This window comes from Actinophytocola sediminis (assembly GCF_054779715.1).
The window spans coordinates 65,526-81,696 of the sequence record NZ_BAAGXS010000066.1 but is presented as its reverse complement, the minus strand read 5'-3'; the positions used below and the strand labels follow the sequence as shown (position 1 = coordinate 81,696).

18 protein-coding genes are annotated in these 16,171 nt (G+C 70.9%); 5 read left to right on the top strand and 13 right to left on the bottom strand.

Annotated features, from left to right (window positions below):
- The first annotated feature begins 22 nt into the window (after positions 1 to 22).
- Positions 23 to 1,402 (top strand): WS/DGAT/MGAT family O-acyltransferase, encoded by a 1,380-nt coding sequence (locus ACYVIP_RS31345; protein ID WP_460402886.1) that lies wholly within the window; start codon positions 23 to 25, stop codon positions 1,400 to 1,402.
- Here ACYVIP_RS31345 and ACYVIP_RS31340 read toward each other — a convergent pair.
- Genes ACYVIP_RS31340 through ACYVIP_RS31320 form a run of 5 tightly spaced genes read right to left on the bottom strand, consistent with a single transcriptional unit; the run spans position 1,374 to position 5,859 of the window.
- Positions 1,374 to 2,435: an NAD(P)H-dependent flavin oxidoreductase gene (locus ACYVIP_RS31340; RefSeq protein WP_460402884.1), complete on the bottom strand. Its 1,062-nt coding sequence runs from the start codon at positions 2,433 to 2,435 to the stop codon at positions 1,374 to 1,376. The two genes, ACYVIP_RS31345 and ACYVIP_RS31340, sit on opposite strands and share 29 nt — an antisense overlap.
- Positions 2,435 to 3,139, bottom strand: a complete 705-nt coding sequence (locus ACYVIP_RS31335; RefSeq protein ID WP_460402882.1) for a CoA-transferase subunit beta — start codon at positions 3,137 to 3,139, stop codon at positions 2,435 to 2,437. Before ACYVIP_RS31335 ends, ACYVIP_RS31340 begins: the two co-directional genes overlap by 1 nt.
- Positions 3,136 to 3,975 carry a CoA transferase subunit A gene (locus ACYVIP_RS31330; protein WP_460402880.1) on the bottom strand — a complete coding sequence of 280 codons (840 nt, stop codon included), beginning with the start codon at positions 3,973 to 3,975 and terminating at the stop codon, positions 3,136 to 3,138. The genes ACYVIP_RS31335 and ACYVIP_RS31330 overlap by 4 nt, the downstream gene beginning before the upstream one ends.
- Complete coding sequence (locus ACYVIP_RS31325; RefSeq protein WP_460402878.1) at positions 3,972 to 4,706, bottom strand: enoyl-CoA hydratase family protein; 735 nt, start codon at positions 4,704 to 4,706, stop codon at positions 3,972 to 3,974. The genes ACYVIP_RS31330 and ACYVIP_RS31325 overlap by 4 nt, the downstream gene beginning before the upstream one ends.
- A 34-nt stretch (positions 4,707 to 4,740) precedes the next feature.
- Complete coding sequence (locus ACYVIP_RS31320) at positions 4,741 to 5,859, bottom strand: steroid 3-ketoacyl-CoA thiolase (RefSeq protein WP_460402876.1); 1,119 nt, start codon at positions 5,857 to 5,859, stop codon at positions 4,741 to 4,743.
- A 111-nt stretch (positions 5,860 to 5,970) separates the two neighbouring features.
- Here ACYVIP_RS31320 and ACYVIP_RS31315 point away from each other — a divergent pair, with 111 nt between their 5' ends.
- Positions 5,971 to 7,194, top strand: a complete 1,224-nt coding sequence (locus ACYVIP_RS31315) for a cytochrome P450 (RefSeq protein ID WP_460402874.1) — start codon at positions 5,971 to 5,973, stop codon at positions 7,192 to 7,194.
- On the opposite strand, the gene ACYVIP_RS31310 is transcribed toward ACYVIP_RS31315, so the two are convergent.
- Positions 7,188 to 7,664 (bottom strand): MarR family winged helix-turn-helix transcriptional regulator, encoded by a 477-nt coding sequence (locus ACYVIP_RS31310; protein WP_460402872.1) that lies wholly within the window; start codon positions 7,662 to 7,664, stop codon positions 7,188 to 7,190. The genes ACYVIP_RS31315 and ACYVIP_RS31310 overlap by 7 nt on opposite strands.
- A 62-nt stretch (positions 7,665 to 7,726) precedes the next feature.
- Here ACYVIP_RS31310 and ACYVIP_RS31305 point away from each other — a divergent pair, with 62 nt between their 5' ends.
- Complete coding sequence (locus ACYVIP_RS31305; RefSeq protein WP_460402870.1) at positions 7,727 to 8,368, top strand: NAD(P)-dependent oxidoreductase; 642 nt, start codon at positions 7,727 to 7,729, stop codon at positions 8,366 to 8,368.
- 16 nt (positions 8,369 to 8,384) lie between these two features.
- On the opposite strand, the gene ACYVIP_RS31300 is transcribed toward ACYVIP_RS31305, so the two are convergent.
- The 7 genes from ACYVIP_RS31300 to ACYVIP_RS31270 are packed head-to-tail and all read right to left on the bottom strand — an operon-like array spanning position 8,385 to position 13,464.
- Positions 8,385 to 8,822, bottom strand: coding sequence for a nuclear transport factor 2 family protein (locus tag ACYVIP_RS31300; protein WP_460402868.1), 438 nt, complete (start codon positions 8,820 to 8,822; stop codon positions 8,385 to 8,387).
- Positions 8,819 to 9,688 (bottom strand): TIGR03619 family F420-dependent LLM class oxidoreductase, encoded by an 870-nt coding sequence (locus ACYVIP_RS31295; RefSeq protein ID WP_460402866.1) that lies wholly within the window; start codon positions 9,686 to 9,688, stop codon positions 8,819 to 8,821. Before ACYVIP_RS31295 ends, ACYVIP_RS31300 begins: the two co-directional genes overlap by 4 nt.
- Complete coding sequence (locus ACYVIP_RS31290; protein ID WP_460402864.1) at positions 9,685 to 10,839, bottom strand: thiolase domain-containing protein; 1,155 nt, start codon at positions 10,837 to 10,839, stop codon at positions 9,685 to 9,687. The genes ACYVIP_RS31295 and ACYVIP_RS31290 overlap by 4 nt, the downstream gene beginning before the upstream one ends.
- On the bottom strand, positions 10,840 to 11,877 hold the full coding sequence (locus ACYVIP_RS31285) for a thiolase domain-containing protein (RefSeq protein ID WP_460402862.1): 1,038 nt from the start codon (positions 11,875 to 11,877) through the stop codon (positions 10,840 to 10,842).
- Positions 11,874 to 12,833, bottom strand: coding sequence for a Zn-ribbon domain-containing OB-fold protein (locus ACYVIP_RS31280; RefSeq protein ID WP_460402860.1), 960 nt, complete (start codon positions 12,831 to 12,833; stop codon positions 11,874 to 11,876). The genes ACYVIP_RS31285 and ACYVIP_RS31280 overlap by 4 nt, the downstream gene beginning before the upstream one ends.
- A gap of 44 nt (positions 12,834 to 12,877) precedes the next feature.
- Positions 12,878 to 13,135 (bottom strand): hypothetical protein, encoded by a 258-nt coding sequence (locus ACYVIP_RS31275; protein ID WP_460402858.1) that lies wholly within the window; start codon positions 13,133 to 13,135, stop codon positions 12,878 to 12,880.
- 2 nt (positions 13,136 to 13,137) lie between these two features.
- Positions 13,138 to 13,464, bottom strand: coding sequence for a DUF6247 family protein (locus ACYVIP_RS31270; RefSeq protein WP_460402856.1), 327 nt, complete (start codon positions 13,462 to 13,464; stop codon positions 13,138 to 13,140).
- An 88-nt stretch (positions 13,465 to 13,552) separates the two neighbouring features.
- Between ACYVIP_RS31270 and ACYVIP_RS31265 the strand changes: the two genes are divergently transcribed.
- Positions 13,553 to 14,593: an LLM class F420-dependent oxidoreductase gene (locus ACYVIP_RS31265; protein WP_460402854.1), complete on the top strand. Its 1,041-nt coding sequence runs from the start codon at positions 13,553 to 13,555 to the stop codon at positions 14,591 to 14,593.
- A 21-nt stretch (positions 14,594 to 14,614) separates the two neighbouring features.
- Positions 14,615 to 16,168, top strand: coding sequence for an acyl-CoA synthetase (locus tag ACYVIP_RS31260; RefSeq protein WP_460402852.1), 1,554 nt, complete (start codon positions 14,615 to 14,617; stop codon positions 16,166 to 16,168).
- Positions 16,169 to 16,171 lie beyond the last annotated feature (3 nt).

Below are 16,171 nucleotides of genomic sequence, written 5' to 3'. Positions count from 1 at the left end.
TGTCACGCGCAGGAGGTGCCCGATGGCGATCATGCCCGTGACGGACTCGATGTTCCTGCTCGCCGAGGCCCGCGAACATCCCATGCACGTCGGCGGGCTGCAACTGTTCGAGCTGCCGGCCGGCGCCGGCGACGACTACGTCAGCGACCTGCACCGCCAGCTGCTGGAGATCGTGGACGTGCGGCCGCTGTTCCGCCGCCGCCCGCGCGGCCCGGTCGGCGTGCTCGGCCAGTTCGCCTGGACCGACGACGACCAGCTGGACATCGAGTACCACGTGCGCCACTCCGGCCTGCCCCGTCCCGGCCGGGTCCGCGAGCTGCTCGAGCTGACCTCCCGACTGCACGGCACGCTGCTCGACCGGCACCGCCCGCTGTGGGAGTTCACCATCATCGAGGGCTTACAGGGCAACCGGTTCGCCACCTACAGCAAGATCCACCACGCGCTGCTCGACGGCGTCTCCGCGTTACGCCTGCTGCAGAGCTCGCTGTCCGAGGACCCGGCCGATCTCGGCGTGCGCCCGCCGTGGTCGCCCCCGGTCCGGACCAACGTCTTCGACCGCGCGCCCCGCCGCGACGACGGCGGCGACCCGTTCCGCGCGGTGTCCTCGTTCGTCAGGGACGTCGCCGGTCTCGGGTCGGCGGCGCTACGGGTGGCCAACGAGGCCTTCCGCGAGCAGTCGGCGACCCTGGCCTTCCAGGCACCGAAGTCGATGTTCAACGTGCCGATCACCGGCGCCCGCCGGTTCGCCGCGCAGGGCTGGCCGCTGGAGCGGATCAAGGCCGTCGGCCGGGCGGCGGACGCGACGATGAACGACGTCATGCTGGCGATGTGCGCGGGCGCGCTGCGCCAGTACATGATCGACCTCGGTCAGCTGCCGGACAAGCCGCTGGTGGCCGCGGTCCCGGTGTCGCTGCGGACCGGCAAGGCGGCGGAGAGCTCCCTCGGCGGCAACGCGATCGGCCTGATCCTGTGCAACATGGCCACCGACACCGCCGACCCGGCCACCCGGCTGGCCACCATCCACGACTCGATGCGCCGGGGCAAGCAGGTCTACCACGGCATGAGCAGGCTGCAGGTCACCGCGCTGAGCGCGATCCCGTTGATCCCGCTCGCGATCGGCACCATCCCCGGCATGACCACGATCACCCCGCCCGCGTTCAACGTGCTGATCTCCAACGTGCCGGGGCCGCAGAAACCGTTGTACTGGAACGGCGCGCGGATGCTCGGCGTGTACCCACTGTCCATTCCCTACGAGGGCCAGGCGCTCAACATCACGGTCACCAGCTACGCCGACAGCCTGGAGTTCGGCCTGACCGGCTGCCGGCGCACGGTCCCCCACCTGCAACGCCTGCTCGGCCTGCTGGAGGAGTCGCTCACCGACCTGGAGAAGGCACTGTGCTGAGCGCGGCGATGATCTCGCCCGCCTCAGTCACGATCCGGTCGACCAGCTCCGCGCAGGTCGGCAGGTCGTCGATGGCCCCGACGACCTGACCGGCGGCCAGTACCCCGGCGTCGGTGCGGCCGTCGACCAGCCCGGCGCGCAACAACATCGGCGTGTTCGCCGCCATCAGCACCTGCGACCAGCTCAGCTCCCGCCCGTGGCGCATGGCGATGCCCTCGCGGATCATGCCGGGCCACGACTGTCCGATGTGCCGGCGGAACCTGGCGGCGTTGCGCACCGCGCGCACCAGCCCGGCCAGCCGGCCCGAACGCTCCAAAGAGGACACCAGCTCGGTGCGCAGCACCCGGTGCGGCATGCCGTCGACGCGGGTGGTGACCACCGTGCCGGTCAGATCGTGCGCCAGGTAGGCCTGCTTGACCGCGAGGGGCACCGTGCTCTCCTCGGTCAGCAGGAAGCGGGTGCCCATCGCCACCCCGGCCGCGCCGTAGGCCAGCGCGGCAACCAGCCCACGGCCGTCGTAGAACCCGCCGGCCGCCACCACCGGGATGTCCACCGCGTCCACAACGGACGGTAGGAGCAGCGTGCTGGCCACCTGGCCGGTGTGCCCGCCGCCCTCGCCACCCTGCACGATCACCGCGTCGGCGCCCCAGCCGGCGACCTTGCGCGCGTGCCTGGCCGCGCCGACCGACGGGATCACCAGCACCCCGGCGTCCTTGAGCTGACCGATCAGGGATTCCTTGGGCGCCAACGCGAACGACGCCACCCGGACGCCCTCGTCGATCAGCAGCCGTACCCGGCCGGGCGCGTCGGGCGCGTCCGCGCGCAGGTTGACGCCGAACGGCGCCGTGGTGCGCGACCGGGTCTCCGCCACGGCCGCGCGCAGCTCGGCCATGGTCATCGTGGCCGACGCCAGAATGCCAAGGCCACCCGCCTCGGCCACCGAGGACACCAGCCTCGGGCCGGCGACCCAGCCCATACCGGTCTGCACCACCGGATGCCGGATGCCGACCAGCCTGGTCAACGCGGTGTCCATCAGCCGGGCACCGCCCGCTCACGGTGCCCGGCGGGGTCCAGCTCCGCGCGCAGCAGCCGCAGTTCGGCCTCGGTCGGCAGCCGGGTCTGGACCACGTCGTCGATCGCCAGCTCGAACCCGGTCCTGGCCACCACGTCCGCGACCGAGACGCCGGGATGCACCGACACCAACCGCATCGAGTGCGCCGGGCCGCCGAAGTCCAGTACCGCCAGGTCGGTCACCACCCGGTACACGTCGTGGAAGCGGCCGCCGTCGCGGTCGTAGCCGACCCCGGACACCACGTCCACGGCCGGCACGAACACCCTGGTCGTGTGCCGGGGCACCCAGTAGCTGGTCCGGTGGTTGACGGTGTTGCCCGGTGCGCCCCGGAAGCCGAGCAGCTGTCTGGTCGGCCGCGCGTGCGGCCCGATGCAGGAGATGTTCTGGCCGCCGTGGCGGTCGAGCTGGTTGGCGCCCATCACCACGTGCCGGCGGCCGTGCGCCACCACGTCGAACACCGCGCGGTAGGGCAGCCAGCCCTCGGCCACCCCCGCCGGGTCGAGCAGGGTCGCCTCACCGTCGGACAGCAGCAGGTCCGGCGCGAAGGTCAGCCGGGCGAGCCGGGCGCCGAGCGCGGGCACCAGACCCATGGGACTGGCCAGGATCTCACCCTGGTCGCGGAACAGGTCGGCACACGCGGCGACACACACCTCGGCCCTGGTCATGCCAGCACCGCCGCCTGGTAGTCCGCCTCGCTACCGGCCAGGTATCGGTCCACAAAGGAGGACCAGCCGTCGCCGGCCGCCTCGGCGTACCGGCGCTGGAAGTCCTCGTCCCGGCCGTAGTCGGGCACGCAGCTGGTGAAGTGCGCGCCGTTCGGCGTCTCGACCACGCCGTCGGTCATCATCCGGTTGAGCAGCAACGACTGCGGCGGCCCCAGTTTTGTCAGCTCCGCTGTGTCCACAACGGACTCGCAGGAGACATAGCGTCTGGTCGCGGCCAGACAGAACAGGTCGTCGAAGTACGGGTCTGGTCCGAGGTACTGGGCGTTGCCGTGCCGGTCGGCCCGGTTGAGGTGCACCAGCGCGACGTCCAGCCGGATCGGCGGCATGGCGATCATCTCCTCGCCGTCGGCGTAGGGCGAGCGCACGGTCCGCAGGTCCGGGTTCGTGGTGAGCACGTCGGAGCCGAGCCCGGCCCGGATCGGCAGGAACGGCAACCGGTGCGCGGCCGCCCGCAGTCCACACTGGAGCATCCCCTCGTCCAGCTCGCGCGCCGACACCGAGGCCGACTCCCGCGCCCGCCGGAACCACGGGTCGTAGGCGATGGTGTCCAGCGACACGAAGCCGTAGACCACCTCGCGCACCTTGCCCGCGGCGCACAGCAGGCCGACGTCCGGGCCGCCGTAGGACACGATCGTCAGGTCCCGCACCGGTGAGCGCAGGATCGCGCGCACCAGCGCCATCGGCTTGCGCCGCGAACCCCAGCCGCCGATGCCGACGGTCATCCCGTCGGTGAGCGTGCCGACCACCTCGTCGGCGGTCATCCGCTTGTCCCTCACCGCTCCTCCAGGAACCGTTGCCTGGCCTGTCCCGCCGCCCCGGTGAGGTTCAGCTCGAAGGTGAACCCCTGCTCGTACCGGTAGCTGCGATGCACGTCCTGTAGGTCGATCCCGTTGAGCGCGGCCTTGGCCGCCCGGATGACCCGCGCGTCCTTCGCCGCGATGTCGGCGGCCAGCTTCGCCACCGCACCGTCCAGTTCGGACGCCTCGACGACCTCGTACACCGAGCCGTGGTGGTGCAGCTGCGCGGCGGTGACCGTGGTCGCGGTGTAGTACATGGCCCGCATCAGATGTTGGGGAACCAGCCGCGCCAGATGGGTGGCGGCCCCGAGCGCGCCCCGGTCGACCTCGGGCAGCCCGAAGGTGGCGTCGGTGGTGGCCAGCACCACGTCCGCGTTGCCGACCAGCCCGATGCCCCCGCCAAGACAGAACCCGTGCACCGCCGCGACCACCGGCACCGCGCAGTCGTACACCGCGCCGAAGGCCGCGTGACAGCCGTGGTTGGCCTCGACGATGACGCCCTCGCGCTGGATCTCCTTGAGGTCGACCCCCGCGCAGAACCCGCGACCGGCCGCGCGCAGCACCACGACCCGCGTCGCCGGATCGCGCCCGGCGGCGGTGACCGCGTCCGCCAGCTCGAACCAGCCGCGCACCGGCAGCGCGTTGACCGGCGGAAAGTCGATCGTCACCACCGTGATCCCTGGCCCACCCGGACTGCTCGACACACCCATGCGACCGCCTAACCTAGCAGTTGCTTGGTTGAGATTAGCACCTCTCCAGCACGGTCCCGGTGGCCAACGCGCCACCGGCGCACATGGTGACCAACGCGGTCGAGCGATCCCGCCGCTCCAGCTCGTGCAGCGCGGTGGTGATCAGCCGGGTGCCGGTGCCGCCGACCGGGTGGCCGAGCGCGATCGCGCCGCCGTTCACGTTCACCAGGTCGGGATCGGGCTCGTGCACCGACATCCAGGACAGCACCACCGCCGCGAACGCCTCGTTGACCTCGAACAGGTCCAGGTCGCCGAGCTTCATCCCGGTCCTGGCCAGCAGCCGCTCGGTGGCCAACACCGGCCCGTCGAGGTGGTAGTAGGGCTCAGCGCCGACCAGGCACTGCGCCAGGATCCGGGCTCGCGGCGCCAGCCCCAGCGCACGCGCCTTCTCCTCGGACAGCAGCAGCACGGCCGAGGCCCCGTCGGAGATCTGCGACGAGGTGCCCGCGGTGTGCAGCCCACCGTCGACGACCGACCGCAGCCCGGCCAACCCGTCCAGGCTGGTCGCCCGCAGCCCTTCGTCCCGCTCGACCCCGGCGACCGGCACGACCTCGCTGGCGAAGTGCCCGGCCTCCCAGGCCGCCGCGGCCAACCGCTGCGACCGCTCCCCGAACCGGTCAAGATCCACTCTGGACAGTCCGCGACGGACCGCGATCCGCTCGGCCGCGCCGAACTGGTCGGGCAGGTCGATCGACCACGAGTCCGGCCGGGGCCGCCCGACGTCCACGCCGAGGTTGGACCGCAGCGGCACCCGGCTCATCGCCTCGACCCCACACGCGATGCCCGCCTCGATGGCGCCCGCCGAGATCAGCCCGGCGACCAGGTGCATGGCCTGCTGGGCCGAGCCGCACTGGGCGTCCACGGTCTGGCAGCCGGCCGATGCCGGCAGCCCGGCGTGCAGCCACGCGACCCTGGCGATGTTGCTCGACTGCTCCCCCGCCTGGGTGACGCAGCCGCCGATCACCTGCTCGACCACCTCGGCGTCGACACCCGACCGATCGAGCACGGCACGTTGCGCGGCGCCGAGCAACTCCGCCGCGTGCAGTCCGGACAGGACACCGCCGCGCCTGCCGATCGGGGTCCGCACGGCCGCCACTATCACCGGATTTCCCATCACCACAAAATAGAACCCGTTCCTTGACCGAGCAAGGCACACTTCACTTACTACTAGATCGTGTGTTTCAATCGAGTAGAACGTGTTCCAGTAAGCTCTGGAGGCAATCAGGTGGCCACGCCGCACCTCCCAGCCGGCTTCGACTTCACCGATCCCGACCTCTACGCCAACCGCATCCCGATCGCGGAGTTCGCCGAACTGCGCGCCACCGCACCGGTGTGGTGGAACGCGCAGCCACACGGTCTCGCCGGTTTCGAGGACGACGGCTACTGGGTGGTGAGCAGGCACGCGGAGGTCCGCGAGGTCTCCCGCAACAGCGAGGTCTTCTCCAGCGCGGAGAACACCGCGATCATCCGCTTCAACCGGGACATGACCAGGGACAAGATCCGCGCCCAGCAGCTGATCATGCTCAACATCGACCCGCCGCAGCACTCGAAGGTACGCGGCATCGTCTCCCGCGGCTTCACCCCCAAGGCGATCAGCAGGCTGCGCGACAAGCTCGCCGAGCGGGCCGAGCGGATCGCGGCCACCGCGAAGGCCACGGGTGGCGGCGACTTCGTCACCCAGGTGGCGTGCGAACTTCCACTGCAGGCCATCGCCGAGTTGCTCGGCATCCCGCAGGACGACCGGCACAAGGTGTTCGACTGGTCCAACCAGATGGTCGCCTACGACGACCCGGAGTACTCGGTCAACCCCGAGCTGGCCTCCGCGGAACTGCTCGGCTACGCCTGGAACATGGCCGAGGAACGCAAACGCTGCCCGATGGACGACATCGTCACCACGCTCGTGCACGCCGACATCGACGGCGACGGGCTGGGCTCGGACGAGTTCGGTTTCTTCGTGTTGCTGCTTGCCGTGGCGGGCAACGAAACCACGCGCAACGCGATCTCCCACGGCATGCACGCGTTCCTGACCAACCCCGAACAGTGGGAGCTGTACAAGGAAACCCGGCCGGCGACCACCGCCGACGAGATCGTCCGGTACGCCACCCCGGTGATGTCCTTCCAGCGCACGGCGACGCGGGACACCACCCTGGGCGGCGCCGAGATCCGCGAGGGTCAACGGGTCGGCCTGTTCTACAGCTCGGCGAACTTCGACACGACGGTGTTCGACGCGCCGGAGAAGTTCGACATCACCCGGGATCCCAACCCACACCTGGGTTTCGGTGGCACCGGCGCGCACTACTGCATCGGCGCGAACCTGGCCAGGGTGGAGATCGACCTGATCTTCAACGCGGTGGCCGACCAGATGCCCGACATCCGGGCCGCCGGCGAGCCGCGCAGGCTCCGCTCGGCCTGGCTCAACGGGATGAAGGAGCTACAGGTCCGCTACTGACCGAGCTTCTCGGCCTCCTGCCCGCCCGCCGCGGCGACCCGGCCGAGGAACTCGGCGATCGTGGCGAGCTGGTCCTGGTCGTAGTCGGCGCAGATGTCGTCCAGGGCCGACCGCATGCCGCCGTAGAGCCGGTACAGCTCGCCACCGCGCTCGCGCCGCAGGCTGACCACGACGGCGCGGCGGTCCTGCTGGTCACGCTCCCGCACGACCCAGCCGGCACGTTCGAGGCGGTCGAGCACGCCGGTCATGGTCGCCGGGTGCAGGCCGGCGTGTTTGGCCAGCGCGCTCGGGCTGATGGGGCCGTTGCGACTGATCAGGTCGAGGCAGTCCAGGTCGACGTCCTTGAGCGCGATCCGCGCACCGACGCGGTGGTTGAGCAGCGAGAGCTGGCTGGTCATCTCCCGCAGGGAGCCCTGCACGGCGACCACGGCCCGCCGCCACCGACGCCGATCTTCTGGTACGTTGCTCATATAGTATGACTTCCATATCGTATGCGCCTCGGGGTCAATGTACCCCGTCGGAGAGGGAACCCATGAAGCTGACGGTGTTCGGGGCCACCGGGAGAATCGGCGGCCACCTGGTGCGCCAGGCGCTCGACCATGGCCACACGGTGACCGCGGTGGTGCGCGACCCGAGCAGGCTGGCGGTGCCGGCGCACGAGTCGCTGCACGTGTTCCCGGTGCCCGGGCTGACCGACGCGGCGGCGCTGGAGCCCGCCGTGCGCGGCGCGGACGCGGTGCTCTCCGGCGTCGGCCCGGCCGGCCGCCGCGACGCCGGCGTGGCCACGATCGCCACCAGGAGCATCCTCGGGGCGATGGCCGCCACCGGGGTCACCCGGATCGTCCTGGTGAGCGCGATGCCGGTCGGCCCGCCACCGCCCGGCGAGCACTTCGTCGGCCGCCGGATCGCCTACCCGCTGATCAGCAAGGTGTTCCGCCCGGTCTACGACGACCTCGGCACCGTCGAGGCCGACCTGGCCCGCAGCGGTACCGAGTGGACGGTCCTGCGCCCACCGCGACTGACCGACGCACCCCTGTCCGGCAGGTACCGCACGGTGGTCGGCGCGAACGTGCCCAACGGCACCACCGTCGCCCGCGCGGACGTGGCCGACGCCATGCTCGCCGCCCTGACCAACCCCGACACCATCACCCAACCCGTCGGCATCGCCAACTGACCGGCGAGCCCAACCCTCACACCCGCCGCAGGGTGGCGATCGCCCGCTCGGTCTCCCAGAAGGCGCGCATCGACCGGATCAACCCGTCCTCGCCCACCCGGTAGACGAAAACGCCCTCGGTGTCCACTCTGGAGCCACCGGGCAGGAACGCGGTGATGGTGCCGACGTTGGCCACCTCGTTCCCGGCGGCGAACGAGTCGCGCATGACGAACTCGAACCGTTCCACGTTCGCGATCGCGAGGTCCCAGAACGCGCCGATCGCCGCCCGGCCGTGGTGGCCGGTGCCCGCCTCGTCGAACATCGACACCCCGATCGGGTCCTCGACCACGGCGTCCTCGGCGAACAACGCCAACCACTCCTGCTTGGCACCACGGGACACCGCGTCCATCGAGCGCCGCGACGCCACCCGCGCCGGGTGTGCGGTGTCCGGGCCGTTCCAGGTCACTGTCGTCATAGCTGCCCCATGATCTCGTCGGCGAACCGCTTGATGCCGTCCTGCTTGTCCCGCAACGGACCGTCGAACCCGACGCCGTAGAACATCCACGGCACCACGATCGCGTCGGTCACGCCGATCTCGGCCTGCGCACGATAACCGTCCACACCGAACCGGTTGACACAGACGGCCTGGATCTCGAAGGGTTTCCCGTCCCGGCCGTACTCGGCACGCAGCTCGGCCAGCCGGCCGATCACCGTGCGCAGGTCGTCGAACCGGATCATCGCCGAGGACCACCCGTCGCCGACGCGCGCGGCACGGCGCAGCGCGGCCTCGGTGTGCCCGCCGACGTACACCGGCACCGGTTCGGTCGGCTCCGGGCTCATCCGCAGCCGGTCGAAGTCGTAGAACTTCCCGTGGTACTCCACCATTCCGCCGCCGAGGATCAACCCGAGGATGTCGATCGCCTCGTCGGCACGGGCGCCGCGGTGGTCGTAGTTCCCGCCACACCACCGAGTCTCCTCCGGCGACCAGCCAAGCCCGACGCCGAGCCCGAACCGGTTGCCGGTGAGCACGGCGACCGAGGCGACCTGGCGGGCGAGCAGCACCGGGTTGCGCGGGTTGAGCTTGAGTACCTGGGTGTAGAAGCGGATCGTGGAGGTGGCCGCGCCCATCGCCGCGGCGGCGACGAACGGGTCGACCCACGGCGTGTGCTCGTCCCAGAACCGGCTGCCGTCCGGGGTGTACGGATAGGACGCGGACACCTTCTCGGAGTAGAACAGCGAGTCCGGCAACGCGATCGACGCGTAGCCGCACTCCTCTGCCGTACGCGCCAGCTCGCCGAGTTGGTCGAGCTGGCTCATCGCCACGCCCATGGTGAACTTCATGGTTTCTCCGCTCCGACCACCCACATCGAGAAGTACTGCGAGCCACCGCCGTAGGCGTGGCCAAGTGCCCGCCGGGCGCCGTCGACCTGATGTTCGCCCGCCCGGCCCATCACCTGCATCGCCGCCTCGGCGAACCGCAACATGCCGGACGCGCCAATGGGATTCGAGGACAGCACCCCGCCGGAGGGGTTGACCGGCAGCCGGCCGCCGAGCGCGGTCTCGCCGGCCTCGGTCAGCTTCCAGCCGGCGCCCTCGGCGGTGAAACCCAGGTTCTCCAACCACATCGGCTCGAACCAGGAGAACGGCACGTACAGTTCCGCCACGTCCACCTGGGACAGTGGGTCGTCGATCCCGGCCGCCCGCCACAGCGCGGCCGCCGCGTCCCGCCCGGCACGCGGGTTGACCTGGTCGCGGCCGGCGAACGTGGTCGGCTCGGTGCGCATCGCGGTGGCGTGGATCCACGCCGCGCCGCGGCCGGCGGCGGCCCGCTCGTCGCCGATCACCAGCGCGCACGCGCCGTCGGAGGACGGGCAGGTCTCGTCGTAGCGGATGGGGTCCCACAGCATGCGCGAGGCCCGCACCGACTCGAACGTGATGTCGGCCTGTTTCAGGTGCGCGTAGGGGTTGAGCGCGCCGTTGCGCCGGTCCTTCACCGCGACCAGCGCGCCGATGTGGTCCGGCGCGCCGGAGCGGCGAAGGTAGGAGCGCACATGCGGCGCGAAGTACCCGCCGGCACCAGCGCCGACCGGCATGTGGAACGGCGGGGTGATCGACAACGCCCACATGGCGTTGGACTCCGACTGCTTCTCGAACGCGACCGCGAGCACCCGCTGGTGTTCGCCCGCGTGCACCAGGCTGGCGGCGACGTTCGCGGTCGAGCCGCCGACCGAGCCCGCGGTGTGCACCCGCAGCAACGGTTTGCCGGTGGCGCCGATGGCGTCGGCGAGCATCAGCTCGGGCATCATCACGCCCTCGAACAGGTCCGGGGCCTTGCCGAGCACCACCGCGTCCACGTCGGCGAAGGTGAGGTCGGCGTCGGCGAGCGCGCGGTCGACCGCCTCCCGGCACAGTCCGGCCATCGAGACGTCGGTGCGCTTGGCCCGGTGGTGGGTCTGCCCGACGCCGAGCACCGCGGCGAGGTTGCCGGCCATCTACTCGCCCTCCAGTACGCACACGAGGTTCTGCTGGAGCAGGGGTCCGCTGGTGGCGTGTGCCAACGCGCGCTCCCCTCTGGCGACCCTGGTGGCCGCCTCACCGATCCTGGCGAGCCCGGCGGCGAACATGGGGTTGCCGGCCAGCGGTCCGCCGGACGGGTTGACGGTGACCTCCTCGCCCAACCCGAGTGCCTGGCGCAACAGGATCTCCTGATGGCTGAACGGCGCGTGCAGCTCGGCGAGCATCACCCCGTCCACGCCAACGGCCTTTGCGGCGGCCACTGTGGACGGTGAGGTGGTGAGGTCCCGCGCGCCGAGCTGCGCGGTCTCGACCCGGTGCGCGATGGCGGTGATCCTGGCGGGATGGTCGGTGAGCTCGCGTGCCCGGTCGGCACTGGCGAGCACCACGACCGCCGCGCCGTCGGTGATCGGCGCGCAGTCGTGCCGCCGCAACGGATCCGCGAGGTAGGGCCGGGCCAGCAGCTCGTCCGCGGTGACCTGTTCGTGCACCTGCGCCGTCGGGTCGGCGCCCCGGCTGCGGGCCGCGACCTCGGCCATGTCCCGTTCGGACCACAGCCCCTGGTCGAGACCGAGCCGAGCCTGCAACCCGGCGAGACTGACCGCGTCCGGCCACAGTGGAGCGACGTGGTAGGGGTCGAGCTGCAACGCGAGCACCCGCCGCAGCTCGCCGGCGGAGGACTTGCCGAAACCGTAGACCAACGCGGTGTCGACCTCGCCGGTGCGGATTTTCACCCAGGCCTCGTAGAGCGCCCAGGCCGCGTCCGCCTCCACATGCGACTCGTTGATCGGCGGGAACGCGCCGATGGCGTCGACCGCGGCGATGAAGGAGAAGGCGCGGCCGGCGAGGTAGTCCGACGAGCCCGAGCACCAGAACCCGATGTCCTGTTTGGTGAGGTTCGCCGAGGCCAGCGCCGCGCCGATGATCGGCACGAGCATCTCGACACCGTTGGTGGTGCCGCTGGTCGCGCGCACGTTCGGCGCCGCGGCGAAGGAGACCACGCTGACGTCGGTCACAGGTGCCCCGCATAGGTTTCGTATGGTGCGTCCGGTTCGCCGGTCGGCCGGAAGTGGTCGATGTTCTCCAGCGTGGTGCCCCACTGGTCGCGCGGCTTCCAGGTGGCGCGGACCCGCATGCCCATCCGCACCTCGTCGGCCGCGCAGCCGAGCACCAGGTGCAGGAAGGCGATGTCGGCGCCCTCGAGCAGGATGTAGGCGGCGACGTACGGGGGCGTGATCCGCTGGCCGAGGAAGGGCACGTTGACGATGCAGAACGTGGTGACGATGCCGTGGTCGGGGAGTTCCACTTCGTCCACTGTGGGCACCCCGTCGGTCGGGCAGGCGCCCCGGGGTGGCAGGTAGACCTTCTGACAGGCCGGGCAGCGCTGGCCGAGCAGCCGGCCGTCGGCCAGCCCACGCAGGTACCGGCTCTCCTCGGGGGAGGCGGAATGCTGGTAGCGCAACTGGATCGGCGCGATCACCGTCGAGACAGTCTCCGTGACCTCGTCCGCCGGTCGCGGTTCGACGGCCGGTTCGGTGTCGATGGGCGCGAAGCAGGCGAGGTCGCGAATGCCGTTGCCGTGGTCGGCGGCCCATCGTGCGCGGACGCGCAGACCGGTGGTGGCGTGTGGCACGTCGACCGCGTGCAGCATCGGGGTGTCGGCGCCGTCGAGCAGGATCATGGCCCAGCAGAAGGGATGCTGGAGCGGCTGGCCGGCAAGGGGTTCGGGCTGCGCGGCCCAGGTGGTGACGGTGCCGGTGTGCGCGACCTCGACGAAGTCGGTCAGCGGGTCGCCGGTGGTCGGGTCGTATTCGGGCGGGGGAACGTGCACCCGGCCGTCGGCCCCCCGAACGCCGAGGATGCGCCGCCCGGCGAGCGCGGTGGCGAACCGGGTGAGCGTGGGTCCGAGTGAACGGGTGTAGTCGAACCCAATGTCCAGCGGTGCGGACAGCGGTGCCTGACTTGACGTCACACTCCAAGTGAAACAGGTTCTAGTTTCTCGAGCAAGGGGTGCGATCAGTCGAGCCACATCACCGCAAGGACATCCACACGGCGCTGCAGTTCCAGGATCAGGAAGGTGAGCAGCACCGCCCCGTTGTATCCGAAGGAGATCTGCCGCACCGCCGCGTTCGGATTATCCTCGTTGAGCGGCTTGCTGTTCCAAGGAGTCAACTCCAGCATCGACACAGCCTCGGCGAACTCTTTCAGCAGTTCTGGCGGCAACGCCTGAATCTGGTCCCTGACTTCGGGATAGACCTCGATCTTGTAAGTCACGTTCAGAGCCCGAGCTCCACCTTGAGTTCGCTCCACGCCACCGAACCGGGCATCGGCTCTCCAGTACGCAGGGTGCGCTCCGCCTGTCCAAGCATCTGCCGGTAGCCGCTGTGACCGAGGTAGGCAGTGATCGACGCTCGCCGACGCCAACTGTCCAGGACCCGCAACACTTCGGCCAGATCAAACGACTCGACCGCCTCGGTCATGGCGTTCCGCCACTGCCGGTCGAAGTCCGACTGCTCCTCTGGAGCGAGAGCAGCCCGAACCACTTTGGGTGAAGCCTCCCTGAAGTCGAACGACCGAGGAGGTTCGACGGGTTCCGCTGACATGTCGACAGCCTAACCGACCAGCGCGTGATCACTCCGGTATCGAACGGGTGAACTATTCGCGGGTGACGCCCCGTCCTACCATGCCCGCATGAGACTTGGACTGCAGCTCGGGTACTGGGGCGCCGGCATGCCACCGCACGCGGCCGAGCTGGTGCTCGCCGCCGACCAGGCGGGCTACGACGCGGTGTTCACCGCCGAGTCGTGGGGATCGGACGCCTTCACCCCGCTCGCCTGGTGGGGCTCGGCCACCACCCGCCTGCGCCTTGGCACCGCCGTCGCCCAGCTGTCGGCCAGGGCACCGACCGCGACCGCGATGGCCGCGCTGACCCTCGACCACCTCTCCGGCGGCCGGGCGATCCTCGGGCTCGGCGTCTCCGGGCCCCAGGTCGTCGAGGGCTGGTACGGCGCGCCGTTCGGCCGGCCGCTGGCCAGGACCCGCGAGTACGTCTCGATCATCCGCGACGTGCTCGCCCGGCAGGCCCCGGTGACCAGCGACGGGCCGCACTATCCGTTGCCCTACAACGGTTCCGGCGCGGACGGGCTGGGCAGGCCACTGCGCCCGATCACCCACCCGCTGCGCGCCGACCTGCCCATCTGGCTCGGCGCAGAGGGGCCGCGCAACGTCGCGCTGGCGGCCGAGATCGCCGACGGGTGGCTGGCCGTCTTCTACACCGACACCCTCGCCGACCAGTACAACGCCTGGCTCGACGAGGGGTTCGCCCGCCCCGGCGCCCGGCGCTCGCGGGCGGACTTCGAGGTCGCCGCCGGCGCGACCGTGACGGTCACCGACGACCCGGCGGCCGAGTACGACAAGCACCGGCCGGTGATCGCGCTCTACGCCGGCGGCATGGGCGCGGCGAAGAAGAACTTCCACGCCGACCTGTTCCGGCGCATGGGCTACGCCGAGGTCGTCGACGAGATCGGCGCGAAGTTCCGCGAGGGCCGCAAGGCCGAGGCCGCCGCGGCGGTGCCCGACGAACTGGTCGCCGAGACCACCATCATCGGGGACGCGAGCCACGTCCGCCGCCGGGTGGACGAGTGGGCCAAACGCGGGGTGACCCTGCTGATGGTGGGCGCGCAGAGCGCCGCACAGGTGCGCGCCATCGCCGAGGTGCTTGCCGATAACTGAAACACGTTCTAGATTGGGCCGGTGGCCTCGATCGGACTCTGGAACATCGCCCGCGAGTCGCCAGACCACGTCGCCGTGGTCGACCCGGACGGTCGCGCGCTGACCTATCACGACCTCGCCGGCGCCGCCGACCGGTACGGCCGGGGCTTCCAGGCCAGCGGCCTGCGCCCCGGCGACTGCGTGGTCATCATGCTGCCCAACGGTTTCGACCTGACCTCCGTCTACTTCGGAGCGTTCCAGACCGGGCTGTACGTCGTGCTGGTCAACTGGCATCTGGTCGGCGCCGAGGTCGCGTACCTCATCGAGGACAGCGGCGCCAAGGCCTTCGTCGCGCACGAGCGGTTCGCCGAGGTGGCCGGGGATGCCGCCGCGCTGGCCGGACTCCCCGCCACCGCGCGGTTCGCGGTCGGCGACGTGCCGGGGTTCACCCCGCTGGACCAGTTGGGCGCGGACGAGACCGGCCGGCCGGACGTGCGCACGGCCGGCTCGCCGATGCTCTACACCTCCGGCACCACCGGGCGCCCCAAGGGTGTCCGCCGCCGGCTGACCGGCGCGGACCCCGACGAGGTGCCACCGGCGGCGACCTGGTTCTTCGGCATCTTCGGCCTGAACCCGTTCGACGGGCACGTGCACCTGTGCGGCTCGCCGATGTACCACACCGCGGTGCTGAACTTCGTCGCCAACTCGATCCAGTTGGGACACACGGCGGTGCTGATGGACCGCTGGCGGCCGGAGGAGATGCTCGTACTGATCGAACGGCACCGGGTGACCCACAGCCACCTGGTCCCGACCCAGTTCCACCGCCTGCTCGCGCTGCCGGCGGCCACCCGCGAGGCCTACGACGTCTCCTCGCTGCGGGTCGCGATCCACGGCGCCGCACCGTGTCCGCTCGAGGTCAAGCGGCGGATGCTGGACTGGTGGGGCCCGGTGGTCACCGAGTACTACGCGGCGACCGAGGGCGGCGGCACGGCGATCGACGCCACCGAGTGGCTCGCCAAGCCCGGCTCGGTCGGCCGGCCGTGGCCCGGCTCGGTGGTGAAGGTGCTCGACGACAACGGTGCCGAGGTCGCCCCGAACGAACCCGGCCTGGTCTACCTGCGCATGGGCGCCTCGACGTTCGAGTACCACCAGGACACCGCGAAGACCACCGCCGCGCACGTCGGCGACCTGTTCACCCTGGGCGACATCGGTCATCTGGACGAGGACGGCTACCTGTTCCTGCACGACCGCAAGGCGGACCTGATCATCACCGGCGGCGTGAACGTCTACCCGGCGGAGATCGAGAACGAGCTGTCCTGTCACCCGAAGGTCGCCGACGTGGCCGTGATCGGCCTCCCGCACGCCGACTGGGGCGAGGAGATCAAGGCCGTCGTCCAGCCTGCGCCCGACGCCACCCCAGGCGACGCGTTGACCGACGAGCTGCTCGACTACGCCGCCGCCCGGCTGGCGAAGTTCAAGCTCCCTCGCACCATCGACTACCTGACCACGCTGCCCCGCGACCCGAACGGCAAGCTCTACCGCCGCAAGCTCCGCGACCAGTACCTGGCCGCCGCCCGGTCCGAGCCACCGCAGTGAAGG

Bases quoted from the DNA above. Each gene is read 5' to 3' on its own strand.
- ACYVIP_RS31345 (WP_460402886.1), top strand. From the start codon at position 23: ATGGCGATCATGCCCGTGACGGACTCGATGTTCCTGCTCGCCGAGGCC.
- ACYVIP_RS31340 (WP_460402884.1), bottom strand. From the start codon at position 2,435: ATGGACACCGCGTTGACCAGGCTGGTCGGCATCCGGCATCCGGTGGTG.
- ACYVIP_RS31335 (WP_460402882.1), bottom strand. From the start codon at position 3,139: ATGACCAGGGCCGAGGTGTGTGTCGCCGCGTGTGCCGACCTGTTCCGC.
- ACYVIP_RS31325 (WP_460402878.1), bottom strand. From the start codon at position 4,706: ATGGGTGTGTCGAGCAGTCCGGGTGGGCCAGGGATCACGGTGGTGACG.
- ACYVIP_RS31320 (WP_460402876.1), bottom strand. From the start codon at position 5,859: ATGGGAAATCCGGTGATAGTGGCGGCCGTGCGGACCCCGATCGGCAGG.
- ACYVIP_RS31310 (WP_460402872.1), bottom strand. From the start codon at position 7,664: ATGAGCAACGTACCAGAAGATCGGCGTCGGTGGCGGCGGGCCGTGGTC.
- ACYVIP_RS31305 (WP_460402870.1), top strand. From the start codon at position 7,727: ATGAAGCTGACGGTGTTCGGGGCCACCGGGAGAATCGGCGGCCACCTG.
- ACYVIP_RS31300 (WP_460402868.1), bottom strand. From the start codon at position 8,822: ATGACGACAGTGACCTGGAACGGCCCGGACACCGCACACCCGGCGCGG.
- ACYVIP_RS31295 (WP_460402866.1), bottom strand. From the start codon at position 9,688: ATGAAGTTCACCATGGGCGTGGCGATGAGCCAGCTCGACCAACTCGGC.
- ACYVIP_RS31290 (WP_460402864.1), bottom strand. From the start codon at position 10,839: ATGGCCGGCAACCTCGCCGCGGTGCTCGGCGTCGGGCAGACCCACCAC.
- ACYVIP_RS31270 (WP_460402856.1), bottom strand. From the start codon at position 13,464: ATGTCAGCGGAACCCGTCGAACCTCCTCGGTCGTTCGACTTCAGGGAG.
- ACYVIP_RS31265 (WP_460402854.1), top strand. From the start codon at position 13,553: ATGAGACTTGGACTGCAGCTCGGGTACTGGGGCGCCGGCATGCCACCG.